Origin of the sequence: Streptomyces fractus, from assembly GCF_049844455.1 — a bacterium.
In the GTDB taxonomy this organism is placed as follows: domain Bacteria; phylum Actinomycetota; class Actinomycetes; order Streptomycetales; family Streptomycetaceae; genus Streptomyces; species Streptomyces fractus.
On record NZ_JBMYHI010000002.1, the window covers coordinates 2,945,396 to 2,970,395 of the forward strand.

Sequence of the window (25,000 nt, forward strand, 5' to 3'; positions counted from 1 at the left end):
TGGGGCTCGCGTCGGTCACTTCATGGGGTACGCGGCGAGCTTGGCGTTGTCGCTCAGGGAGAGGATCCGCGTGCGCTCCGGGTTCGCGTAGAAGCGGTCGCCGTCCGTCTTGTACGTCCACGCGATCTCGTGGCTCTTGAGGTCGACGCCGCGCAACTGCCCGCCGTTGCGGTAGTACGCGCACTGTTTGCCGACGAGTGGCCGCCACGCCCTGGACTGCGCGTCGGCGCTGCCGTCCTTCTCCACCCACAGCCGCTCGCCGCCGCTCGCCTTGTACGCGGCGAGGCCGATGCCCTCACCGACCGCGTACACGACGCCGCCGTCGAGTGTCGGCGGGCCGAACGCGCGCCCTTCGGGTGTCTGCCACCGCGCCTTTCCGTCCTTGAGGCGCACGGCGCGCAGCCGGCTGCCGCCGATGTAGAGGTGGGCGTCGTCGGCCGCGATCCCCGCCCACAAGGGGGCGACGTCCTCGACGAGGTACGGGACGTTCCACACGATGCCGCCGGTCTTCAGGTCCCGTACGACGATGTGGACTTCGTCCTCCTTCATCTGCTGGTACGTGACCAGGCGCCCGCCGGCCACCTTCGCGGCGAGGACGTACATGGACTGGTCGAGCTCGGCGCGCCGGGGCAGCGGCTTGGACCACAAGGTCTTGCCGGTCGCGCAGTTCACGGCGCGCAGTGTCCACTTCTGCGCCTTCGCGTAACCGAGCTTCTCGCCCGTGCCCTTGCCGACCACCACGTAGGCGATGTCGTCGGCGACGCAGAGGAGTTGGTTCCCCTCCAGCTGGTCGGTGGTGTCGGCGAGGCGGGCCAGGGTCTTGATCTTCTTGCCGGTGCGCGGGGCGATCGACTCGACGGTGACGGGCGCTCCGGCGCGGTCGTCCTGGTAGACGTTGTAGGAGAGGTGGTAGAGCTTGCCGTCCGCGGCGGTCCACTGCCAGCCGCCGCCGATGTGATCGTCCCACTTCTTCGCGCCGTCGGACACGTCGAGGCCGCGGGCGTATCCGCGCATGGCGACGGCTACGCCGCCGACCATGGCGGGGATCATCGCCTTTCCGCCGTCGACGACGCTGCTCTCGAAGTAGCCCTCGTCCTTCCAGAGAGGTTCGAGATCGCGGCGGTCGCGGGTGTCGGTGGCCTTGGGGTCCGCCGCCTTCTCCTCGTCCGAGGAGCGGCCGGTCCACCACCAGGCGCCGCCTGCCGCGACCGCGCCGACGCCGAGGACTCCCCCGGCGGCGAGGAAGCGGCGCCGCGACACGGGGGCGCTTCCGGTGGCGTCCACGGCGGTGGTCCGCGGGAGTGTGTGGGCCGGGGGCGCGGGCAGCCGCTGCGGGGCGATCTGCCATACGTCGGTGGCCCGGCGTCCGATGTCACCGAGCAGCGCCGCGGACAGGTGGTCGGCGAACTCGCCCGCCCCCGTGTGCAGTTGGGCCGACAGCTCGTGCGTGGTGGGGCGCCGCGCCGGATCCTTCTCGAGACACCTCGCCAGTACGGGGACGAGCCCGGCGGGCACCCCCGTCAGGTCCGGCTCGCCGTAGCGCACCCGGTAGAGCAGGTCGGCGGCCTGCCCGTTCCCGAAGGGTCCGCTGCCGCGCGCCGCGAACACCAGCACGCCGGCGAGCGCGAACACATCGCCGGCGGGGCCGTGTTCCTGCCCGGTGGCCTGCTCCGGTGACATGAACGCGGGCGTACCGACGGCGGATCCGACGCGGGTCAGCCGGTCGTCACCGATGGCCCGAGCGATGCCGAAGTCGATGACCTTCGGGCCGTACGCCGTGATGAGGATGTTGGACGGCTTGAGGTCGCGGTGCACGACGTCGCTGCGGTGCAGTTGCCCAAGTGCCCCGCACAGGGCGGCTCCCAGCGCGCGTACGGTCGTCTCGGGCATCGGGCCGCCGGCCTCGACGGCCTCGTCGAGCGGCGGACCGAGTACGTACTCGGTGGCCAGCCATGGCGTCTCGGCGAGCGGGTCCGCGTCGACGACCTTCGCGCCGAACTGCCCGCCGATGACCCGCGCGGCGTCGATCTCGAGCCGGAACCGGGTCCGTCCGGCCTGGTCGGCGGCGAGCCCGGCGTGCATCGTCTTGACGGCGACGGTGCGCCCGCCGGCGGTCCGCGCGACGTACACCGTCCCCATTCCGCCGCTGCCGAGCCGTGCGACGAGGCGGAACGGGCCGAGGTGTACGGGGTCGTCGTGGGTGAGCGCGGTAGGCATGAGGTGAGTTCTCGCGGGGTCGGGTGCGGTGCGCATTGCGATGCGGTGCGGTGCGGGTCAGTGAGTTGCAGCGCAATGCGATGCGGTGGAGTGCGATGCGGTGCGGGTCAGTTGGGGGTCTTTGTGCACATGGGCGGGGCTCCGCCCCTGATCCGATTCCGCACGCCACGTCCTCCCCGCCGCCGTCCGAGCCACGACCTCCCCAGTCGTGGCGCGGCGAGTCTAGTCGACGGGGTGTGGGCGGGCCTGCCGTGCGGACGGTTTCGGTGATTAGGCTGGGACGGGACGTGCCCGGGGGACGGGGGAGGCACGCCGGTGCTCGACCACACCAGGAGGCATTGTGAGCAGCGATCGGGACGATGTCCGCGGGGCCGGCGAGCCACCCACCGGTGCCGCGTCCTCCGGCGCGGGACCCAGTGCCGAGCAGACCGGCGAGTTCACCATCGACTACGCGCCACCGCCCTGGTACGAGCAGGCGAGTTCGCGGAACGGTGGGGTGAACTGGGGGGCGGGAGAGCCGGTTGGGCCGGCGGGTGCGGTGGGAGCGGCGGATGGTGTCGCGCCTGCGGCTTCGCCGGGTCCGGGTGCGCCGGGTCCGGCGAAGCCGGACCCGGGTGCGCCGACCGATCTGCCCGCTCCGGCGGCCGCGCCTGGCCGCGGGGGTGGCGATCAAGGGGAGCGAGGTCCCGAGAACGAAAGCCTGGGCAGCGGTGACCTGGAGAGCGGCGCCACCCTGCGTTTCTCCGCGCCGTCGCTGAAGCGGAACTTCGAGGAGCTGGCAGCGCTCGGGGAGCCGCCGATGGTGGACCAGAGCCCCGAGGAGAGGGCCCGCGCATGGGTCGACGCCCACCGGGTGCACGTCGACATCGACACGACCGGCACGACCGATGCCGCCCCGCCGGACACGGACTTCTCCCTCGCGTCACCGGACGCGAAGAAGGCCGACGCGACGCCGCCCGACGAGACCACGACATCCGCCGCCGACGACCCTACGGCTGCCGCACCCACGGCACCGCAGCCCACACCGATGGATCTGGCTCTCTCCTACACCCCGAACACCACCCCTGCCACAACGGAGCCGACGGCAACCGCCCCGGCTCCCACCGAAGACGCTCCGCCGACTCCGGCTCCCATGGCGCCACAGGCTGCACCGACGGACCCGGCTCACTCCTACGCCCCGAACACCACTCCTGCCACAACGGAGCCAACGGCAACCGCCCCAGATCCCACCGCCGACACCCCGGCGACTCCGACCTCCACGGTTCCGGCTCCCGCCGACGCAACCAACTCCCCCGCCGCACCAGCCGCTCCGACTCCCTACGAGGCCGCTGCGGACGCAACCGCGCCCATCCTCGCCCCCGCCGCCGACTCCCCGGCAGCCGCTGCCCCCACGGCCTCACAAGCTGCACCAGCGGCCCCAACGCCCTACGAGCCCGCCGTGGAGGCAATCGCACCCACCCGCGATCCCATCACCGACACCCCGACAACTGCTGCCCCCACGGCTCCCGCGACTTCTCCCTCCACAGCGCCACAAGCCGCAGCAGCCCCCGTATCCAGCTACCCCCACGTCGCACCAGCCGCCCCGGCTCCCCACGATGCCTCCGCGCAGCCCACCGCCCCCACTCGCGATCCCGTCGCCGACTCCCCGGCAACTCCGACCTCCACGGTGCCAACGCCTGCCGCTCCATCGACCCCGGCCCCCGCCGACGCCCCGGCCACCCCGGCGGCGCCCGTCCCCCGCGACGCCCCCGCCCCGCCACAAGCCGCACCAGCCGCCCCGCCAGCCCCAACTCCCGGCGACATCTCGGCCGTTGCGCCTACCCCCGCCGCCCCGGATCCCGGCGACGCGCCCCACGCTCCGGCCGGCTGGGCCCCTCCGCCGCCTCCGGCAGGCGGCGTTCCTCCGTTGCCGCCGTCGTTCCGGCCGGCCGCACCGGCCCCCGCCCCGCAGTGGACCGACCCCGCGCCCGGCCAGCCGCCACTGGCAGCCCCGCCCGCTGCGGCCCCATCCGGATTCCCGCAGCCACCCACCCAACCGTCACCACCGGCCAACGGCCGGCCCATCCCGTCGCAGGGTGAATACGGCCCCCCGCTGCCGAACGCACAGCCCGGCTACGGATTCCCGCATGCCGCCCCCAACGCGCCTTCACCGCAGGCCGGTTACAGCCACCCGCTGCCTCCGGCCTCGGGCCAACAGCCACCCAACACCCGCACACAACCAGCCGCCTACGACTCCCCCCAACCCACAGGCCCTCAGCCACCCACCACCCCCACACAACCAGCCCCCTACGACTCCCCTCAGCCACCCAACCCCCCCCCACACACACAACCGCCCGGTTACGGCTTCCCCCCGTCGACCCAAACCCCGCCCCCGCAACCCGGCTACGGCCTCCCGCCGTCTCCCGCTCACCCCGCAGCACCGCCCCAGGGCACGCCGGGCCAACACGCGCCCACCCCCGCCACCCCGCAGCCCGGCTATGCCTTCCCTCAGCCGACACCGTCGCCGGTTCAAGGCCGACCGCCCGCCCCACCCACGCCGCCGGCCCAGAACCACCCGCCAACCGGCTACGGCTCCCCCCACCCCGGCCAACCACAGCCACCCGCCCAACCCATGCCCGACGCCCAACCCCAGCCACACCCCACCCCCGGCCCCACGGCCACCCCCACCTGGCAGCAACCCGCACCCCCCGCCCCGCACCAGCCCCACCACCCGCACAGCCCACCCGCCCCCCTCGGCTACACCGCCGCCGTCGAGCTCTCGGCGGATCGGCTGGTCAACAGCAAGCGGCAGAAGCAGCGGAGCAAGGCGCCCGGCGCCGGTGGCGGGCGGTTCAAGTTCGGGGGCAAGAAGGAGGAGACGGAGCGGCAGCGGAAGCTGGACCTCATCCGCACACCGGTCTCGTCCTGCTACCGGATCGCCGTGATCAGCCTCAAGGGCGGCGTCGGCAAGACGACCACGACGACGGCCCTCGGCTCGACCCTCGCCTCCGAGCGCCAGGACAAGATCCTCGCGATCGACGCCAACCCGGACGCCGGCACCCTCGGCCGCCGCGTGCGCCGCGAGACCGGTGCCACCATCCGCGACCTGGTGCACAACATCCCGCACCTGCACTCGTACGCGGACATCCGCCAGTACACCTCCCGAACCCCCTCCGGCCTGGAGATCATCGCCAACGACGTCGAGCCGGAGGTCTCGTCGACGTTCGACGACGCCGACTACCGCCGCGCGATCGACGTACTCGGTCGGCACTACCCGATCGTCCTGACCGACTCCGGGACGGGCCTGCTGTACTCCGCGATGCGCGGAGTCCTCGACCTCGCCGACCAGTTGATCATCATCTCGACCCCGTCCGTCGACGGCGCGAGCAGCGCCAGCACCACCCTCGACTGGCTGTCGGCACACGGCTACACCGAACTCGTCCGGCGCTCCCTCACCGTCATCTCCGGCGTCCGCGACACCGGCAAGATGATCAAGGTCGACGACATCGTCAGCCACTTCGAGACCCGCTGCCGCGGCGTGCTCGTCATCCCCTTCGACGAACACCTGGCGGCCGGCGCCGAGGTCGACCTCGACATGATGCGCCCGAAGACGCGGGAGGCGTACTTCGACCTGTCCGCGATGGTCGCCGAGGGCTTCGGCCGTGCCCAGCTGCCGCCATCTCCGCAGCAGTATTAGTCACCCCCGCAAGCAGTATTGGTCACCCCCGCACCCGCCAAGGGCCCGCACCCGTCGAACGCCGGTGCGGGCCCTTTGCCCGCTCTGCACCCATCCGGGTGCCATCCCCTGGCCTGCAAAGCGTCACAGGTCTCGACCAATGTGCGTGAAATGCAGGTCAACTCGTTATTTCCGCAGGCCACATGGGGTTCACCCACCGTTGACGTTCCTCAACTGCCGCTGATAAACCAACACTTCTATCGACCCGAAAACCCGGAGAACCCAGATCCAGCCCAGCTGTGCGAGCGATGCGCGAGGTCACCGCCGATGGACACACCAGCTCAGCAAGACATGGACCACAGAACGGCCCGCCCCCCGCGGCGCGGAGTGCGGATACTCCTCGCGGCCGGTGCCGCGTCGTTCGCCCTGACGGCCGGTCTCGCCACGCCGCTCAACCCTGCGCCGCAGCAGGCCGAGGCGAAGGCCGGCAGCGATGCCGCGGCCAAGGCGGACAGCGGCAAGAACAAGACCCTCACCGTGGCCGTCGCGCAGAGCGTCGACTCGCTGAGCCCGTTCCTGGCGACCCGCCTGGTCAGTACGAGCATCCACCGTCTGATGTACGAGTACCTGACCAATTACGATCCGAAGGACAACCACGTCATCCCGGGCTTCGCCACCGCCTGGAAGCCCTCGGCCGACAAGCTGACGTGGACGTACACCATCCGCTCCAACTCGAAGTGGTCCGACGGCCAGAAGGCCACCGCCCACGACGCCGCCTTCACCTTCAACAAGATGATGACGGACGACGGCGCGGCGACCGCCAACGGCTCGTTCGTCGGCAACTTCAAGAAGGTCACGGCGCCCAGCGACACCAAGCTCGTCGTCGAGCTGAAGAAGCCGCAGGCGACGATGACGGCCCTCGACATCCCGATCGTGCCCGAGCACGTCTGGAAGGACGTCAAGGACTACTCGAAGTTCAACAACGACGACAAGTTCCCGATCGTCGGCAACGGTCCGTACGTCGTGACCGGCTACAAGACCGACCAGTACGTGAAGCTGAAGCGCAACCCGGACTTCTGGCGCAAGACGAAGACGCCGCAGTTCGACAACATCGTCTTCAAGACGTACAAGGACCAGGACGCCGCGGTCGCCGCCCTGCGCAAGGGCGAGGTCTCCTTCGTGGCCGGCTCCCCCGCCCTGACGCCCGCCCAGGCGGCGTCCCTCAAGGGCGAGAAGGACATCAAGGTCAACGAGGGCCCCGGCCGCCGCTTCTACGCGATCGCCGTGAACCCCGGCTGGAAGACCAAGAGCGGCAAGAAGTTCGGCGACGGCAACCCGGCGCTGCTCGACCAGAAGGTGCGCCAGGCCCTGTTCAAGGCCGTCGACACGAAGACGATCGTGGACAAGGTCTTCCAGGGCCACGCCGTACGCGGCCAGGGCTACATCCCGCCGCGCTTCCAGGACTACTACTGGCAACCCTCGGGCGACCAGCAACTGGGCTACGACCCGCAGGCCGCGGGCAAGATGCTCGACGACGCGGGCTACAAGATGAAGGACGGCAAGCGCGTCGGCAAGGACGGCAAGCCGATCAACCTGCGCATGCTGTGCCACGCCACCGACCCCAACGACAAGGCGGTCGGCAAGTACCTCAAGGAGTGGTGGGGCAAGATCGGCATCGGCCTCAAGCTCAACTGCGTCGACGACGTCTCCGTGCCCTGGTACGCCGGTGAGTACGACCTCGCCTTCGACGGCTGGTCGGTCAACCCGGACCCGGACTTCGTGCTCGGCATCCACACCTGCGCCGCCCTCCCGAGCAAGCCGAAGGAGGTCGCGCAGACCGACAACGGCATCTGCGACAAGACCTACGACAAGCTCTACAACCAGCAGCTCGCCGAGTACGACCCGGCCAAGCGCGCGGACACCGTGAAGAAGATGGAGTCCTGGCTCTACGACTCCGGCTACATGAACGTCATGGCGTACCCGAACGCGGTCGAGGCCTACCGCACCGACCAGATCAAGTCCATCCAGACGATGCCCACCGCGGCCGGCAACATCTACGGCCAGGACGGGTATTGGAGCTGGTGGTCGGCCGTGCCCGCGTCCGGCTCCGACAGCGAAGACAGCAGCTCGTCCAGCTCCACCGGCCTCGTCATCGGCATCGTGGTCGCGGCGCTCGTCGTCATCGGCGGCGGCGTGTTCTTCGCGCGGCGGCGTCGCACGACGGCGGACGACCGCGAGTAGGCGACGCACAGCCGGCTCCACGCGAGTAAGAAGACATGTGAACCATGACAGCTGACAGCACTCCGGCGCTCGTGCAGCCCGCGGACGGCACGGACGGCGACCCGGCTTCGGCCGGGGCGTCGTCGACCGCCCGCGGGCCCCGGGCCCGCAACACCAAGGCGTACGTCCAGTACGCGCTCGCGAAGATCGGCGGCGCGATCGTCTCGCTCTTCGCCGTCCTCGTGACCAGCTTCTTCCTGTTCCGCCTCATCCCGTCCGACCCGGTCAAGCAGATGACCGGCGGCCGCAAGGTCTCCTCCGAGCAACTGCAGAACCTCCGCCACCAGTACGGCCTCGACCAGCCGATGTGGAAGCAGTTCACGTCGTACATCGGGGACGCGCTCTCCGGCGACTTCGGGATCTCGTACCAGTTCCACACCCCGGTCATGGGCAAGATCCTCGACGCGCTCCCCGCGACGCTGCTGCTCACGGGCACGGCGTACGTCCTGTACTCGGCGCTCGGCATCTGGCTCGGCACGCGCACGGCGTGGCGCAACGGGTCGAGGAGCGACCGCTTCAACACCGCGTTCGCGCTCACTCTCTACTCGGTGCCGGCCTTCTGGCTGGGCCTGCTCCTCATCATCGTCTTCGCCGTCGGCATCGGGCCGATCCCCGGCATGTTCCCGACGGGTGGCCTCGAATCGGGCGACAAGACCGGCCTCGCGTACATCCTCGACGTCGCGCACCATCTGATCCTCCCGGTGATCACCCTGGTCGCGGTCGGCTACGCGCAGACGCTCCTCGTCATGCGCTCCTCGCTGCTCGACGAGATGGGCAGCGACTATCTGACGACCGCGCGCGCCAAGGGCCTGCGGGACGACGTGGTGCGCCGCAAGCACGCGGTGCCCAACGCGATGCTGCCGACGTTCACGCTGATGTTCGTGAACCTCGGGCACGTGGTCGCCGGGCAGATCCTCGTCGAGACGGTCTTCTCCTGGCCGGGCCTCGGCGGACTGTTCTACCAGGCGCTCTCCGTGCCCGATCTCCCGCTCGTCCAGGGCCTGTTCTTCGTCTTCGCCACCGCGGTGATCCTCGCGAACACCCTCGCCGACATCCTCTATCCGCTGCTCGACCCGAGGGTGGGCCGATGACGACGACCGAAACCGAAACCGCGCCCACGGAAACCCCCAAGGCGCCCAGCGCGCGCTCCCTGGCGCGCGCCCGCAAGCGGCAGTCCCTGGCCCGCTTCTGGAAGTCCTACCGCGCGCACCGCGGCGGACTGTGGGGCCTCGGCCTGCTCATCCTGATCGCCCTGATCGCGATCTTCGCGCCGGCCCTGGTCGGCTCGGACTCGCAGAGCGTCACCGACGCGCCGGGCGGCCCTCTGGAGGGGCCGAGCGGCGAATTCCCGCTGGGCACCGACCAGTTCGGCCGCAGCGTGCTCGCCCTCCTGGTGTACGGGGCCCGGGTCTCGCTCACCGTGGGCCTGCTCGCGGCGTTCCTGTGCGTGGCGATCGGCACCGTCATCGGCATCGTCGCGGGCCACTTCCGCGGCTGGTACTCGACGGTCCTGATGCGGATCACCGACTGGTTCCTGGTGATGCCGACGCTGGTCCTCGCCATCGCGCTCGCGACCGTCATGGACCGCTCGATGTGGACCGTGATCATCGCGATCGGCGTGACGACCTGGCCGACGACCGCGCGCCTGGTGCGCGCCCAGACCCTCTCGGTCGAGGCGCGCCCCTACATCGAACGCGCGCGGGCCCTCGGCGGCAGCCACGGCCACGTCATGACGCGGCACGTGCTGCCGAACGTGATGCCGCTGGTCCTCGCCCAGACCACGATGATCATCTCGTCGGCGATCCTGACCGAGGCGACCCTCGCGTTCCTCGGCCTGTCCGACCCGACGGTCACCTCCTGGGGCGGCATGCTCCAGGACGCGCGCGAGGCGGGCGCGGTCAGCGCGGGCGACTGGTGGTACCTGGCACCGCCCGGCATCGCCATCGCCATCGTCGCGCTCTCCTTCACGCTGTGCGGCCGCGCGGTGGAGTCCGTCCTCAACCCGAAGCTGGGGGCCCGCTCATGACGCTTCTCGAGGTTCGGGATCTCGAAGTCACCTACGCCGGCGGGGCGCGGGCCGTCCGCGGCGTGAACCTGTCCGTGGAGGCGGGCCAGAAGCTCGGCATCGCGGGCGAGTCCGGCTGCGGAAAGTCGACGCTGGCGCTCGCGCTCCTGCGCCTGCTCCCCAAGGACGCCAAGGTCACCGGCGAGATCCTGCTGAACGGCGAGGACATCCTCGCCATGAAGTGGGGCCGGGTGCGGGCCGTCCGCTGGGCGGGCGCCTCGATCGTCTTCCAGGGCGCGATGCACTCGCTCAACGCAGTGCACCGCATCGGCGACCAGATCGCCGAGCCGATCCTCCTGCACAAGAAGGCGACGCAGGAGGGCGCGAAGAAGAAGGTCGGCGAGCTCCTCGAACACGTGGGCCTCCCGGCCGCGCGCGCGAACGCCTACCCGCACGAACTCTCGGGCGGTCAGCGCCAGCGCGTGATGATCGCGATGGCCCTCGCCTGCGAGCCGGACCTGATCATCGCCGACGAGCCGACGACGGCCCTCGACGTGATGATCCAGGCCCAGATCCTGCGCCTGATCGAGCAGTTGGTGACGGAGGAGAACCTCGGCCTCATCATGATCAGCCACGACCTGGCGGTCCTCTCCGACACCTGCGACCGGCTCGCGGTGATGTACGCGGGCCGCGTCGTCGAGGAGGGCCCGGCCCTCCAGGTCTACGAGAACGCGGTGCACCCCTACGCGAAGGCGCTGTCGGCGGCGTTCCCGACGATCGGCGACCCGGCGTCCCGGTTCGCGCCGCGCGGACTGCCCGGCGACCCGCCGGACCCCTCGGCGCTGCCGTCCGGCTGCACGTTCCACCCGCGCTGCCCGGTGGCGCTCGACGTGTGTGCGAGCGAGGACCAGGTGCTGCGGATCGCGGGCCCGGAGCGGCAGGCGGCGTGTGTCCACGTCGGGTCAAGTGACGCCTTGGGCGCGGAAGTCGAAGCAAGGAGCACCACGGCATGACAGAAACGCTGCAGAAGCCGGACGGCTCTGTGCAGACCCTCCTCAGCGCCGACCAGTTGCACGTCACGTTCCCCGGCCGGCGCGGCGCCGCCGAGGCCCGGGCCGTGGACGGCGTCGACCTGGACATCGCGCCGGGCGAGATCGTTGCGCTCGTCGGCGAGTCGGGCTGCGGCAAGACGAGCCTGGCGCGCACCCTGCTCGGCCTGGAGAAGCCGACGGCGGGCGGGGTCACGTTCGCGGGCAAGCCGCTGGACTACGCCTCGAAGGCCCTCAAGTCGTACCGCAAGCGCGTGCAGTTGGTCCTCCAGGACCCGAGCGGCTCCCTGAATCCGCGGCACACGGTGTACGACGCGGTCGCCGAGGGCCTGCGGATCCACGGCTACGCGGGCGACGAACGCGAGGCGGTCGCAAGTGCCCTGTCCCGCGCGGGACTTCGCCCTCCGGAGCGCTTCTTCCTGCGCTATCCGCACGAGCTGTCGGGCGGCCAGCGCCAGCGTGTCGTCATCGCGGGCGCGCTGGTCCTCGACCCCGAACTGATCGTCGCGGACGAGCCGGTGGCGTCCCTGGACGCGTCCGTACGGGGTGAGATCCTCGCCCTGCTGCTGCGCCTGCGGGACGAGTTGGGCCTGTCGGCGCTGGTCGTCACGCACGACCTCGGCCTCGCGTGGAACATCGCGGACCGGGTGGCGGTGATGTACCTGGGCCGCATCGTGGAGACGGGCAAGGTGGAGGACGTGCTGACCGCACCCCAACACCCGTACACGCAAGCCCTGTTGTCGGTCCTGCCGGAGGCGCCGGGCGAACCGGTGGTGCTCACGGGCGAGCCCCCGGACCCGTCGCGCATTCCTGGCGGCTGCCGCTTCCACGCGCGCTGCCAGGTCCTTGCGGACGGCCGGGCGGAGGCGGCGGGGGTCGCCGACGCGTGCCGGACGGTGGATCTGCCGGTGCTGACGGGTGCGGCCACGTCGCAGGTGGCGTGCCATTGGGCGGCGGCGCGGGCCGAATAGGCACACAGGGGCGGGGCCCGGTTCCGTGGAACCGGGCCCCGCCCCTGTGTGCGTCGGCTCAGCCGTACATGCCGGGCACGTAGTCGCCCGCCGGCTGCTGGGTCATCACGTTGAACCGGTTGAACGTGTTGATCATGGCGATGCAGCCGACGAGGCCGCCGAGCTGCGCCTCGTCGTAGTGCTTGGCGGCCTTCTCCCACACCTCGTCGGAGACGCCGACGCTGTCCGCGATGCGGGTGCCCGCCTCGGTCAGCTCCAGGGCGGCCTTCTCGGCCTCGGTGAAGACCTTGGCCTCGCGCCAGGCGGCGACCAGGGCGAGCCTGACCGCCGTCTCACCGGCCTCGGCGGCGTCCTTGACGTGCATGTCCAGACAGCCCGAGCAGCCGTTGATCTGGCTGGCCCTGATCATGACCAGGTTCAGCGTCGGCGTCGGCACGCCCGAGCCCTCGGCGGACTTGGCCGCCGCGATGACGTGCTTGAGCATCTTGCCGAGGACCGGGTTGGTGAAGAGGTCGAGTCGCGGTTCCATGAGGGGCTCCTTCGCACTCCGTCATAAGTGGTGACACCACTACGACGGAACCGCCCGCCCCGATGTGACACACGCGAAAGTGACCCGCGTCACCCCCGGGTGGATCAGGGCTTGGACGCCTCGATGAGCTCGCGCGCCTGCTTCACGTCGTCCGCGATCGCGGCGACGAGTTCGTCCAGCGACTCGAACTTGGCCATGCCGCGCACGAACGCCACGAACTCCACGGCCACGTGCAGCCCGTACAGGTCGAGGCCGACGCGGTCGATGGCGTAGGCCTCGACCGTGCGCTCCGTGCCGTCGAACTGCGGGTTCGTGCCGACGGAGATCGCCGCGGGCATCGCCTCGTCGTTCACGTACAGCCACCCCGCGTAGACCCCGTCGGCCGGGATCGCGGTGTGCGGGAGCGTCTCCACGTTGGCGGTCGGGAAGCCGAGCTCACGCCCGCGCTGCGCGCCGCGCACGACGACGCCCTCGACGCGGTGCGGCCGGCCGAGGATCTCGGCGGCGCCCAGCACATCGCCCTCGGCGACGAGCCGCCGGGTCAGCGTGGAAGAGAACGGCTGACCGCCCCCGGCCGACCCGCTGACGTACAGATCCACGACCTCGGCCTCGAAGTCGTACGTCTCGCCCTGCTCGGCCAGGAAGTCGACATTGCCCGCGGCCTTGTGCCCGAAGCGGAAGTTGGGGCCCTCGACGACCACGCGCGCGTGCAGCTTGTCGACGAGCACCTTCGCCACGAAGTCGGCGGGCGACAGCTTCGAGAACTCGGTGGTGAACGGCAGGATCAGCACCGCGTCCACGCCGAGCTCGGCCATCAGTTCGGCGCGCCGGTGGTGCGGGGCGAGCAGCGGCGGGTGCGAGCCCGGGCGCACGACCTCGCTGGGGTGCGGGTCGAAGGTGACCACGACCGCGGGGATGCCGAGCTCACGCGCCCGCTCCACGGCCCGCCCGATGATCAACTGGTGCCCGCGATGCACCCCGTCGTAGGAGCCGATGGTGACGACGCTGCGCCCCCAGTCCTGGGGGATGTCCTCCAAGCCACGCCAGCGCTGCACGGTGATTGCCCCTCGCAAACCTGTGTCCGACCGTTTGGAACCTTGCGTCTCTCTACCGAATACGCAGGTCTAAGAGTGCCATGCCGCCCGCCCGCGCTTCGCATCGGGCGGGCCGCGACGGCTATGCCGAGACGCGCACCCCGGCCAGGTTCTCGATCATGCGCCGGGAGCTCGGTCCGACGAGCGCGGCCCATTCGCGGGGCGCCTCCGCGAGCCACCCGGCCACGAGGCCGGCGAAGCCCGGTACGGACCGCGCGAGCTCCACGAGCAGCAGGTCGAAGCGGGACGCCCCTTCCGGCGTACGCACCAGCAGCATGCCCGTGCGGTGCACCAGGTCCCGCGTCCTGGCCTGTCCGCGCCGCGCCGCGTCCCGCGCGGCGGCGCACAGCAGCGCGTCGAGCACGGCGGGGTCCCGCTCCTCTTCCAGCAGTACGTCGAGCAGCTCGGCCCGCAGCGCGCGGGACGCGGTCGTGCCGGGCGCGGCGAGCACCCGCGCCAGGGCGCTCCGCACGACCAGGGGCCGCTCCGAGACCAGCCCCACGACCAGCGGATACATCACGGCTCGCGCGCCGTCCCCACCTTCGAGACGCCTGTCGACGAACGTCGCGACGTGCCGGGCCGCGGCATCCGGCCACTCCTCTGCGAGCTCCTTGACGAGCGCGGCGGCGCGCCGGGTCTCCGCGGGTCCGGTCAGCTCGGCGAGGACCCGCAGGATGTCACCGAGGGCGGGCCCCGGTTCCCGCAGCCGCGCGCGGAACGCGGCGAACACGGGTTCCGGGTGGGTGGCCACGGCCTGCGCGAGCGCGTCGGCCGTCACCTGTGCGTCGCCCGCCGCGAACCACTCCAGCGCCCGCGCCAGATACGCCGGCCGTGAGTCCGGGTCCCGTACGAGGACGGCGAGCGCGGCGCCGTGCAGCGCGCGGTCGGGCGCCTCAAGCAGCGCGAACGCGGCGTACCGCAGTAGCTCGCGGTCGGCCGGGGCGCTGATCCGTGGCGCGACCCGGGCGCCGTACGCGGCGGCGGCGACGTGTCGCTCGGGCCGCTCTTCGTGGGCCCATCGGTCGACGGCGCGGCACAGGGCGGCGGGCTCCTCCTCGGCCAGGGTCGCGAGCAGTTCGTCGGCGCGCGGGTGACCGCATGCGACGAGGGCCTCGAGCAGGTCGTCGATGTCACGGTGCCGATGGGTGTGGAGCAGGGCCTGTGCGGCGGCGGCGACGGTGGCGTCCGGCAGGGCGGGCAACGCCCGCTCGTCGTCGAACCACCCGGTCAGCCTCCGCTGCACGCGGCGCGGCTCGGCTGCGAGCGCCTCCGCGACGGCGTCCAGGCACCGTCCGCCGACCTCGCCCCCGTCGTGCACCACGGCGCGCCGCAACAGGTCGAACCGGGTGTCGTCGTCCACGGCGATCCGCATCCAGAACGCGCCGTCGAAGTGTCCGCGGTCGGCCAGTACGCCAAGCACGTCCGTGTACACCCCGGCATCCGGAACCCGCCCCAACACCCCCCGCACCAGCGCGGCCCCCCACCACTCCGCGTCCGCTCGTGCCCCGGTACCTACCTCGGCCCCCGCACTGGCCGGGGCCTCAGCCCCCGCACGGCCCGGGTCGTCCTCCTCAAACACCTCGGGCACCGCCCGCCCCCGGCCACCTTCCTCCCACGCCCCGGGGCTCCGCCCCGAACCCCGCTCCTCAAACGCCGGAGGGGCTGGATTTACCCGCCTCCGCCCCGAACGGTCGGCGCCTACCGCCTCAGGCGCGCCCCCCACCCCGACTCCCCACCCCGAACGGTCGGCGCCCGCCGACTTGGGCGCGCCCCCCACCCCGGCTTCCCGCCCCGAACGGTCGGCGCCTACCGCCTTGGGCAATCTGCCGCCTTGGGCGGCAGGGTGGGCAAGGCGGCCCCCGGTGCGGCCCGCACCCGCGTGGGGCGCCGACCCCGTCGCAGACAAGCGCTCCCCGGTGCCGCCCACACCCGCGTCGGGCGCCAACCCCGTCCCAGGCAGACGCTCCGCGCCGCCGCGAGGCCCCGGTACCACCCACGGCAACAACTCCCGCAGCCGAACCTCCAGTTCCGCGCAGCCCAGTTGCCGCTCGATCAGCAACAGCGCCCGCACCACGGGCCCCGCCCGATGCCGCGGCACAGGAAACCCGTCCCCCCGCCGCCGGAACACCAACGCCTCCAACGCCCCGTCCACATCCAGATGCATCCCCTGGATCCAGTCCGCGACCTCCTCGTGCGCGAACCGGAACCCACCCCCCGCCGGCACCAGCACCCCCTCCGTCAGCACCGCCGACGCCCACCCGGACACCCCGCCCCGCACCCCCCACGGAAACAGCTCCTCGAACGACTCCCGGTCCAACTCCCCCTGCCCCGGCCCGAGACTGCGCCGCGCGGCCTCGTGCACCTGCCCGGCCACCCGCGCCGCCAGCCGCCGCACCCCACTCCCCCGTACCCCCGAAGACGCGGCGAGCCGGACCGCCACCCGTAGGCACATCAGGTCCAGATACGCCCCGAAGATCTCGTCCCGGTCGGGGCACCCGGTCACACCCCCTGGCAGCGCCGCCCGCACCTCACCGAGCAACCGCAACGACAGCGGATGCCCGGCGTCCCGCTCCGCGAGCGCCCCCTCCGGCACCCCGAGCCGCTCCCGCGCCCGCCGCGCCGCCTCCCCCACGAGGTCCCCGACCTCCACGCACGGCGGCAGCGCCCCGGCCACCCGCCCGTACAGCACACCCCGGCCGAACAGCGCGCCCGCCTGCTCCCAGTACTCGGCACGACACGCCACCACCAACCGCACCCCGCACGCCGCGAGCCACCGCTCGGTCCCCCGCGACCAGGCGCTCAGCCGGTGCGCGAGCACGGGCGGCATCTCCTCCGGCCCGTCGAGCAACAGCACGAGCGGCCGCCCGGTCTCCCGGGCGACCTCGGCGATCCGCTCGGCGGAGATGTCCCCCACGTCCCGCGCGCCCGCCTCCTCCCGCGACGCCGCCACGATCCGCCCCGCCCGCGCGAGCGCCCGCCCCACCGCCTGCGCGACCGACGCGTCGTCCTCGCTCAGATCCGCGCCCCGCAGCCACACGGTGGGAGCGGCGCCGTCCCCCTCGGCCCGCCGCGCGGCGAACGCGGCCAGTTCCGTGGTCCGGCCGCTCCCCGGATCCCCGACAAGGGCCAGCACCCGCGCCTCGCCGTCCGCGTCCGACGTGCCCGACGTAAAGGCGGACAACTCCCCCACCACATCCGGCCGTTCGACCGGCTCGGGCCCCTCCGTCCCCGGCCCGTCGCTGCCCACCGAGATCCCGGCCAGCTGAAGCACCCCGCCGAGATTCAGATCGTCCCCGTACGCCGGAACGGCCGCCGCATTGCGCGCGAGCAGCTCCGCCAGCGGCCCCCGACCGCCCGCACCCGCGGCCGCCGCCCGCAGCGGCACCGCGAACCCGGCCGCCCGGTGCCCGGCCCGCAGCGCCGTGGCGAGCACCGCGACCACCGCGCCCGTCCGCGCGTCGAGCACGGGGCCGCCCGCGGCCCCACCGCCGACACGCAGCGCGTCCGCGCCCGCCGTGCCGACGGCCAGCTCCAGGACGCCGTCCAACAGGTGCCGGTGGCCCCCGGCCACGTACGCGACAGGCGAGCGCCCCAGTACGCGCGCCTCGCGCCATCCGCCCGCGGGAATCCGCACATACGCCCCGGCTGTCGGCGGTCCCGAGGCCGCCATCGGCAGCGGCACGGCGCCGAGCCCCTCCGTGCGCAGCAACGCCAGGTTCGCCCCGGGCAGTTCGACGATCGACTCGGGTTCCACCACACAGGTCGCGCCGCCGGGCCCGTGCACCAGCAGGCGCCCGAGCCCGCTCACCACCTCGTGGCCGGTGACGACCGTCCCCCGGTCGTCCGCCGCGAAGCCCGCACCGCGCGGCCGCCCGGCCAGATCACTGATCCGTACCAGCGGCGGGTCCACCATGACGCGACCCTCCCGCCGTCCTCTGCCACGCCCTGTCCCTCGACGGTAGGCGCGCGGTGATCAGCAGGACAGCGTCAGAGGCGAACGCGCCCCCTTGCGCTCCCCCTGTTCACTCCGAGCGCCCGCCCGGAAGGGTGAAGTGAACGGGCACGCTGGATACACCCTGGAGAGGGGGAGGTGGAGCGGCGGCCACCCAGAGACCGGAACCCGCCGCTCCATCGAAATCGGTGAGGGCGCGAGCTCAGCCGAACACGGCCAGGCTCTTCGCCTTCCCCTTGGACTCCTCGATCAGGGCGAGGAACTGCCCGTCGGGCCCGAACACGGCGACGGGACCCGCGCCCGCGTACTCCTCGGGCACCTCCAGGCGCACACCGTTGAGCAGCAGCTTCCCGCGGCGCCCGTCGACGTCCCAGCGCGGGAACGCGGCGGCGGCCGCCTCGGCCACCGGCATCACGGTCAGCGACTCCTGGAGCTGGTCCAGGGTGCGCGCCGAGTCGAGCTTGTACGGGCCGACGCGCGTGCGCCGCAGCGCCGTCAGATGCCCGCCGACGCCGAGTCCGGCGCCCAGGTCACGGGCGAGCGCCCTGATGTACGTACCGGACGAGCAGACGACGGAGACGACCAGGTCGAGGACCGGCGTGCCGTCCTCGGCGACCGCGTCCCGGACGTCGTACACGGCGAAGGACGAGATCTTGACTGGGCGCGCCGGGATCTCGAACTCCTCGCCCTCGCGGGCCCGCTTGTAGCTGCGGACGCCGTTGATCTTGATGGCGCTGACCTTCGACGGCACCTGCATGATGTCGCCGCTCAGCTCGGCGATGCCCGCGTCGATGGCCTCGCGCTTGACCCCGGACGCGTCGGTGGACGAGGTGAGCTCGCCCTCCGCGTCGTCCGTGAGCGTGTTCTGCCCGAGCCTGATCGTGCCCAGGTACTCCTTCTCGGTCAGCGCGAGGTGGCCGAGGAGCTTGGTCGCGCGCTCGACGCCGAGCACGAGCACACCCGTCGCCATCGGGTCGAGGGTGCCTGCGTGGCCGACCTTGCGGGTCTTGGCGATCCCGCGCATCTTGGCCACGACGTCGTGCGAAGTGAAGCCCGACGGCTTGTCGACGATGACAAGCCCGTCGGGCGGAGGGGTGCGGTCGGACATGCTCAGGCGTCGCCGTCCTTGTCGGAGGCGGCGTCGGCGTCGTCTTCGTCTTCCGGCTTCCGGTACGGGTCAGCGCCGCCTGCGAAGTCGGCGCCCGCGGAGGCCTCGCGCACCTGCTCGTCGGACTGCCGGGCCCGGTCGAGGAGGTCCTCGATGGTGCGGGCGTTCTCCGGGAGGGCGTCCGCGACGAAGGTCAGGGTCGGCGTGAACTTCACGCCGGCCGCCTGGCCCACCGCCGAGCGCAGGACGCCCTTGGCGCTCTCCAGACCGGCGGCCGCCTCGGCCCGCTCCTCGTCGCCCCCGTACACCGTGTAGAAGACGGTCGCTTCCCGCAGGTCGCCCGTCACGCGGGTGTCGGTGATGGTGATGTGGGAGCCGACCCGCGGGTCCTTGATCCCACGCTGCAGCTTCTGGGCCACCACCTCTCGAATGAGGTCCGCCAGCCTCTTGGCGCGCGCGTTGTCGGCCACTGGTCCGTCTCCTTTTAAGTGCTTACTTGCTTGTTGCTTCAGTCTGCGTCAGTCGTCGTCACTGTGGAGCCTGCGCCGAACCGAGAGCAGTTCCACTTCGGGCCGCCCGGCGACGAGCCGCTCGCAGCGGTCCAGTACGTCGGTCAGGTGGCCGGTGTCCCCGGAGACCACCGCGAGCCCGATCTCGGCCCTGCGGTGGAGGTTCTGGTTGCCCGTCTCCGCGACGCTCACCGCGTACTTGCGGTGCAGCTCGGCCACGATCGGACGGACGAGGGAGCGCTTCTCCTTCAGCGAGTGGACGTCGCCGAGGAGCAGGTCGAAGGACAGAGTCCCCACATACATGTGTGTCCGGATGTCCCGCCGGTCCGGGGTCGTATGGGCGACCGCTTCCGGCCGCCGATACGGGAACGGTACACGCAACGGCCGGGGCCGATCGACGGAAATAAGTCCCGCCGACCGGCCCCGATCGTTCACTGCGTGCGTCAGACGCGCGGCTTCTCGCGCATCTCGTACGTCGCGATGACGTCGTCGACCTTGATGTCGTTGAAGTTGCCGAGGTTGATACCGCCCTCGAACCCTTCGCGGATCTCGGTGACGTCGTCCTTGAAACGACGCAGGCCCTGGATGTTGAGGTCCTCCGCGATGACCTTGCCATCGCGGACGAGCCGGGCCTTCGTGTTGCGCTTGACCTCGCCGGAGCGGATGAGAACACCCGCGATGTTGCCCAGCTTGGACGACTTGAAGACCTCGCGGATCTCCGCCGTGCCGAGCTCGACCTCCTCGTACTCCGGCTTGAGCATGCCCTTGAGGGCCGCCTCGATCTCCTCGATGGCCTGGTAGATCACCGAGTAGTACCGGACGTCGACACCCTCGCGCTCGGCCATCTGTGCGGCACGACCGGCCGCACGGACGTTGAAGCCGATGACGATGGCGTCCGAGCCCATGGCCAGGTCGATGTCCGACTCCGTGACCGCACCGACGCCGCGGTGCAGGACCCGGATGTCGACCTCTTCGCCGACGTCCAGCTGGAGCAGGGAGGACTCGAGAGCCTCGACGGAACCAGAAGCGTCACCCTTGATGATGAGGTTGAGCTGCTGGACCTCGCCGGCCTTGAGCACCTTGTCCAGGTCCTCGAGGGAGACACGGCGCACGCGCTTGGCGAAGGCCGCGTTCCGCTCGCGGGCGGCACGCTTCTCGGCGATCTGACGGGCCGTACGGTCCTCGTCGACCACCAGGAAGTTGTCGCCGGCGCCCGGGACGTTGGTGAGACCGAGCACGAGGACCGGGGTCGAGGGACCCGCCTCCTGCACGTTCTCGCCCTTGTCGTCGAGCAGGGCACGGACACGGCCGTAGGCGTCGCCCGCGACCAGCGTGTCGCCGACACGGAGCGTGCCTCGCTGGACGAGGACGGTCGCGACGGCACCGCGGCCCTTGTCGAGGTGGGCCTCGATCGCAATACCCTGCGCGTCCTGGTCGGGGTTGGCCCGCAGGTCGAGCGAGGCGTCCGCGGTCAGGACCACGGCCTCGAGCAGGGAGTCGATGTTCTCGCCCTGCTTGGCGGAGATGTCGACGAACATGGTGTCGCCGCCGTACTCCTCGGCCACCAGGCCGTACTCGGTCAGCTGACCGCGCACCTTGGTCGGGTCGGCACCCTCGACGTCGATCTTGTTGACCGCGACGACGATCGGGACCTCGGCGGCCTTGGCGTGGTTGAGCGCCTCGATCGTCTGCGGCATGACGCCGTCGTTCGCCGCGACCACGAGGATCGCGATGTCGGTCGACTTCGCACCACGGGCACGCATGGCGGTGAACGCCTCGTGACCCGGGGTGTCGATGAAGGTGATCGCGCGCTCTTCACCGTTGACCTCGGTGCCCACCTGGTAGGCGCCGATGTGCTGGGTGATGCCGCCGGCCTCGCCCGCGATGACGTTGGTCTTGCGGATCGCGTCGAGCAGTCGCGTCTTACCGTGGTCGACGTGACCCATGACGGTCACGACCGGCGGACGCGCCATGAGGGCCTCTTCGCCGCCCTCGTCCTCGCCGAACTCGATGTCGAAGGACTCGAGCAGCTCGCGGTCCTCCTCCTCGGGGGAGACGATCTCGACCGTGTAGTTCATCTCGTCGCCGAGAAGCTGCAGCGTCTCGTCGGAGACGGACTGCGTGGCCGTGACCATTTCGCCGAGGTTCAGCATGACCGCGACGAGCGACGCCGGGTTGGCGTTGATCTTCTCCGCGAAGTCGGTGAGCGAGGCACCGCGCGACAGACGCACCGTGGCGCCGTTGCCGCGAGGCAGCATCACACCGCCGACCGACGGGGCCTGCATGGCCTCGTACTCCTGGCGCCTCTGCCGCTTCGACTTGCGACCGCGACGCGCCGGACCGCCGGGACGGCCGAAGGCGCCCTGCGTGCCACCACGGGCACCGGGACCGCCGGGACGGCCACCGAAGCCGGGACGACCGCCGAAGCCGCCGGGACGACCGCCACCGCCGCCGCCCGGACCACCGGGACGACCGGCGAAGCCGCCGCCACCGCCACCGGGACCACCGGGACGACCGGCGAAGCCGGGACGACCGCCACCGCCGCCGCCCGGACGACCGCCGCCGCCGGGACCACCGCGACCGCCGCCGCCACCGGGACCCGGACGCGGGCCCGCGGCGGGACGCTGCGGCATCATGCCGGGGTTCGGACGGTTGCCGCCGCCACCGCCGGGCCGCGGACCGGCCGCACCGGCGCCGCCGGCCTGCGGACGGGGCATGTTGCCCGGGCTCGGACGACCTGCGCCGCCCTGACCCTGCGGACGGGGACCACCTTGGCCGCCACCCTGCGGGCGCGGACCGCCCGGGGCACCCTGGCCACCGGGACGCGGGGCGCCACCCGGACGGGGCGCCTGCGGGCGCGCCATGCCGGTGGAGCCACCAGAGGTGAAGGGGTTGTTGCCCGGACGCGGGCCCGAGGGACGGGCGCCGCCGGGGCGCTGGCCCTGGCCGCCGGGACGCGGGGCGCCCTGACGGTCGCCACGGTCACCGCGCTGGCCACCCTGGCCCTGGCCACGGTCCTGACCGGGGGCCGGACGGCCACCGGGCTTCGGGGCGCCGGGGCGGGGAGCGGACTGGCTGCCGGGCTTCGGGGCCGCGGGGGCCTGCGAGGCGGCGGGAGCCTGGAACTCCGGAGTGCTGGGCGCCGGGGAAGCGGGCTTCGGGGCCGGCTTCGGTCCGGGCGTCGGCCGCGGACCCGGGGTCGCCGGAGCGGCCGGGGCAGCGGGCTTCTCCGCGGCGGGCGTTTCCGCAGCGGGCTTCTCCGCGGCGGGCTTCGGCGCAGCCGGGCCCGGACGCGGGGCGGCAGGCTTGGCGGCCTGCGCGGGGGAGGGGGTGGGACGCGGCGCCGCGGGCTTCGCGGGCGCGTCCTTCTTGGCGGCGGGCTTCTTGGCCGCGCCGTTGGTGCCCTGATTCAGGGCGTCAGTCAACTTGCGTACAACCGGCGCCTCGATGGTCGAGGACGCCGAACGTACGAATTCACCGAGTTCTTGGAGCTTGGCCATGACGACCTTGCTCTCCACGCCGAACTCCTTGGCGAGTTCGTATACCCGGACCTTAGCCACTTCGCTCCTTTTAGGTCCGGGTTACGCCGGACCGTCGCTACTTCATGGGCGTACTCATCGCGTGCTCATCGAGTGCTCATCGCAATCTCGACCTACTTCCAACTCGCGGGGTACCAGGGCCGCACGGGGGTTCCGTGCGGCGCTTCTTACGGTGTCGCCTGCTCGACTCGGTGGCGCAGGGCCGCCGTGTCGAACGGTCCAGGGGCCCGATAAGCCCTCTGGAACGCCCGGCGGCGGACCGCCAGGTCAAGACAGGCCAGGGCGGGATGCACGTAAGCACCCCGGCCGGGCAGCGTACCGCGATCATCGGGGACGCACTGTCCCTCGATCACCACGATCCGCAGCAGTTCGCTCTTGGCCGCTCGCTCCCGGCATCCCACGCAGGTTCGCTCAGGGCATGCGCGGGCATGCGTCCGACCAGACACGGTTAAGTCTACCTCCCCGTACCGACCTCACCCCTTTGGGGCAAAGATCGAACGGTTGGCTCGTCACATACTGTCGTGATCCAAGCGCCGAGCGCTCGGATTTATTCCCCTTCGGGAGACCGCTCGGCGGGTCCGTCCGGCTCGGTGTCCGGGCGGATGTCGATGCGCCAGCCGGTGAGCCGGGCCGCGAGCCGGGCGTTCTGCCCCTCCTTGCCGATGGCGAGGGAGAGCTGGTAGTCGGGCACGGTCACGCGGGCCGAGCGGGCCGCGAGGTCCACGATCTCGACCTTGGAGACGCGGGCCGGGGACAGCGCGTTGGCCACCATCTCGCCCGGGTCGTCGGACCAGTCGACGATGTCGATCTTCTCGCCGTTGAGCTCGCCCATGACATTGCGCACACGCCCGCCCATCGGGCCGATGCAGGCGCCCTTGGCGTTGAGCCCGCTCCGGGTGGAGCGCACGGCGATCTTCGTGCGGTGGCCGGCCTCGCGCGCGATGGCGCAGATCTCGACGCTGCCGTCGGCGATCTCCGGCACCTCGAGCGAGAAGAGCTTCTTCACGAGGTTCGGGTGCGTACGGGACAGGGTCACGGAGGGGCCGCGGACGCCCTTGGCGACGCGCACGACGTACGAGCGCAGGCGCAGGCCGTGCGGGTACTCCTCGCCGGGGACCTGCTCCTGCACCGGCAGGATGGCTTCCAGCTTGCCGATGTCGACCAGCACGTTCTTCGGGTCGCGGCCCTGCTGGACCTGGCCCATCACGATGTCGCCCTCGCGGCCCGCGTACTCGCCGAGCGTCGCGTCGTCCTCGGCGTCGCGCAGCCGCTGCAGGATGACCTGCTTCGCGGTCGTGGCGGCGATCCGGCCGAAGTCGGAGGGGGTGTCGTCGAACTCCTTGGGCTCCTGGCCCTCTTCGAGGTCCGACGGGTCCTCCTTGGCCCAGACCGTGACGTGGCCGCTGTCGCGGTCGAGCCGCACGCGCGCGTGGCGGAAGCTGCCTTCGGTGCGGTGGTAGGCGATGAGGAGAGCCGACTCGATCGCTTCGACCAGCAGATCGAAGGAGATCTCCTTCTCCCGGACCAGCCCACGCAGGGCACTCATGTCGATGTCCACGGCTACGCCTCCTCTTCGTTGTCGTTGTCGTTGTCGTCGTCGTGCTTGTTCTTGCGGTTGAACTCGACCTGGACCCGCGCCTTGGCGATGTCCGCGAAGTCGAGCCTTCGGGAGGTGGGCTTGCGCCCCTTCACTCCCGGTACTTCCAGGTCGAGGCCGTCGTCGTCGACCTTGAGGATGCGCGCGACCAGCTCGGACTCGTCGTTCAGCGTGAACTTCACGAGGCGTTCGGTGGCGCGGACGTAGTGGCGGTGCTCGGTCAGCGGGCGCTCGGCACCCGGCGTGCCGACCTCCAGCTCGTACTCGCCCTCGCCCATCGCGTCGGTCTCGTCGAGCTTCGCCGAGAGCGCGCGGCTCACATCGGCGATCACATCCAGGTCGGCGCCCTCGTCGGAGTCGACGACGACGCGCAGCACACGCTTGCGTCCGACCGAGGCCACTTCGATCTCTTCGAGTTCGAGCCCCTGTGAGGTGACGAGCGGTTCCAGTAGTTCCCGCAGCCTCTCGTTCTGGGTGGTGCTCATCCGGGTGACT

At 71.7% G+C, this 25,000-nt stretch carries 17 protein-coding genes and 2 pseudogenes; 7 read left to right on the forward strand and 12 right to left on the reverse strand.

The features are described from left to right. Positions 1-15: 15 nt before the first annotated feature. Positions 16-2,217: a protein kinase domain-containing protein gene (locus ACP4E5_RS15000; RefSeq protein ID WP_425828876.1), complete on the reverse strand. Its 2,202-nt coding sequence runs from the start codon at positions 2,215-2,217 to the stop codon at positions 16-18. Positions 2,218-2,557: 340 nt separating this feature from the next. Between ACP4E5_RS15000 and ACP4E5_RS15005 the strand changes: the two are divergent. After that, positions 2,558-2,689: pseudogene (locus ACP4E5_RS15005) on the forward strand (SCO5717 family growth-regulating ATPase); the annotation flags it as partial. Between the two features lie 197 nt (positions 2,690-2,886). Here ACP4E5_RS15005 and ACP4E5_RS15010 read toward each other — a convergent pair. After that, on the reverse strand, positions 2,887-3,225 hold the full coding sequence (locus ACP4E5_RS15010; RefSeq protein WP_425842182.1) for a hypothetical protein: 339 nt from the start codon (positions 3,223-3,225) through the stop codon (positions 2,887-2,889). Positions 3,226-3,812: 587 nt separating this feature from the next. Here ACP4E5_RS15010 and ACP4E5_RS15015 point away from each other — a divergent pair. From ACP4E5_RS15015 to ACP4E5_RS15040, 6 genes and pseudogenes are all read left to right on the forward strand, one after another. Then, positions 3,813-5,866 (forward strand): annotated as a pseudogene (locus tag ACP4E5_RS15015) (MinD/ParA family ATP-binding protein); the annotation flags it as partial. Positions 5,867-6,223: 357 nt separating this feature from the next. Further along, positions 6,224-8,113: an ABC transporter substrate-binding protein gene (locus ACP4E5_RS15020; protein WP_425828878.1), complete on the forward strand. Its 1,890-nt coding sequence runs from the start codon at positions 6,224-6,226 to the stop codon at positions 8,111-8,113. 44 nt (positions 8,114-8,157) lie between these two features. Continuing rightward, positions 8,158-9,243 carry an ABC transporter permease gene (locus ACP4E5_RS15025; protein WP_425828880.1) on the forward strand — a complete coding sequence of 362 codons (1,086 nt, stop codon included), beginning with the start codon at positions 8,158-8,160 and terminating at the stop codon, positions 9,241-9,243. Beyond that, positions 9,240-10,178, forward strand: a complete 939-nt coding sequence (locus ACP4E5_RS15030; protein WP_425828882.1) for an ABC transporter permease — start codon at positions 9,240-9,242, stop codon at positions 10,176-10,178. The genes ACP4E5_RS15025 and ACP4E5_RS15030 overlap by 4 nt, the downstream gene beginning before the upstream one ends. Then, positions 10,175-11,170, forward strand: a complete 996-nt coding sequence (locus ACP4E5_RS15035) for an ABC transporter ATP-binding protein (protein ID WP_425828884.1) — start codon at positions 10,175-10,177, stop codon at positions 11,168-11,170. Before ACP4E5_RS15030 ends, ACP4E5_RS15035 begins: the two co-directional genes overlap by 4 nt. Continuing rightward, on the forward strand, positions 11,167-12,177 hold the full coding sequence (locus tag ACP4E5_RS15040; protein ID WP_425828885.1) for an oligopeptide/dipeptide ABC transporter ATP-binding protein: 1,011 nt from the start codon (positions 11,167-11,169) through the stop codon (positions 12,175-12,177). The genes ACP4E5_RS15035 and ACP4E5_RS15040 overlap by 4 nt, the downstream gene beginning before the upstream one ends. Before the next feature lie 58 nt (positions 12,178-12,235). On the opposite strand, the gene ACP4E5_RS15045 is transcribed toward ACP4E5_RS15040, so the two are convergent. The 10 genes from ACP4E5_RS15045 to rimP form a co-directional block, all read right to left on the reverse strand. Then, the gene (locus ACP4E5_RS15045; RefSeq protein WP_425828886.1) at positions 12,236-12,706 is read right to left on the reverse strand and encodes a carboxymuconolactone decarboxylase family protein; all 471 of its coding nucleotides are present in this window, start codon (positions 12,704-12,706) and stop codon (positions 12,236-12,238) included. Positions 12,707-12,810: 104 nt separating this feature from the next. Then, complete coding sequence (locus ACP4E5_RS15050) at positions 12,811-13,761, reverse strand: bifunctional riboflavin kinase/FAD synthetase (protein ID WP_425828887.1); 951 nt, start codon at positions 13,759-13,761, stop codon at positions 12,811-12,813. Positions 13,762-13,882: 121 nt separating this feature from the next. Beyond that, entirely contained in the window at positions 13,883-17,713 is a 3,831-nt protein-coding gene (locus ACP4E5_RS15055) for a serine protease (protein WP_425828888.1), read from the reverse strand. A 241-nt stretch (positions 17,714-17,954) separates the two neighbouring features. Then, positions 17,955-18,860, reverse strand: a complete 906-nt coding sequence (gene truB / locus ACP4E5_RS15060) for a tRNA pseudouridine(55) synthase TruB (protein WP_425828890.1) — start codon at positions 18,858-18,860, stop codon at positions 17,955-17,957. Between the two features lie 2 nt (positions 18,861-18,862). Next, positions 18,863-19,330 carry a 30S ribosome-binding factor RbfA gene (rbfA, locus tag ACP4E5_RS15065; RefSeq protein ID WP_425828892.1) on the reverse strand — a complete coding sequence of 156 codons (468 nt, stop codon included), beginning with the start codon at positions 19,328-19,330 and terminating at the stop codon, positions 18,863-18,865. A 48-nt stretch (positions 19,331-19,378) separates the two neighbouring features. Continuing rightward, entirely contained in the window at positions 19,379-19,672 is a 294-nt protein-coding gene (locus ACP4E5_RS15070) for a DUF503 domain-containing protein (protein ID WP_403851844.1), read from the reverse strand. A 140-nt stretch (positions 19,673-19,812) separates the two neighbouring features. Continuing rightward, positions 19,813-22,929, reverse strand: coding sequence for a translation initiation factor IF-2 (gene infB / locus ACP4E5_RS15075; RefSeq protein WP_425828895.1), 3,117 nt, complete (start codon positions 22,927-22,929; stop codon positions 19,813-19,815). 146 nt (positions 22,930-23,075) lie between these two features. Beyond that, complete coding sequence (locus ACP4E5_RS15080) at positions 23,076-23,354, reverse strand: YlxR family protein (protein WP_266714798.1); 279 nt, start codon at positions 23,352-23,354, stop codon at positions 23,076-23,078. Between the two features lie 101 nt (positions 23,355-23,455). After that, entirely contained in the window at positions 23,456-24,466 is a 1,011-nt protein-coding gene (gene nusA, locus ACP4E5_RS15085) for a transcription termination factor NusA (protein ID WP_425828897.1), read from the reverse strand. A gap of 2 nt (positions 24,467-24,468) precedes the next feature. Then, positions 24,469-24,990, reverse strand: coding sequence for a ribosome maturation factor RimP (gene rimP / locus ACP4E5_RS15090; protein WP_425828899.1), 522 nt, complete (start codon positions 24,988-24,990; stop codon positions 24,469-24,471). Between the last annotated feature and the right edge of the window lie 10 nt (positions 24,991-25,000).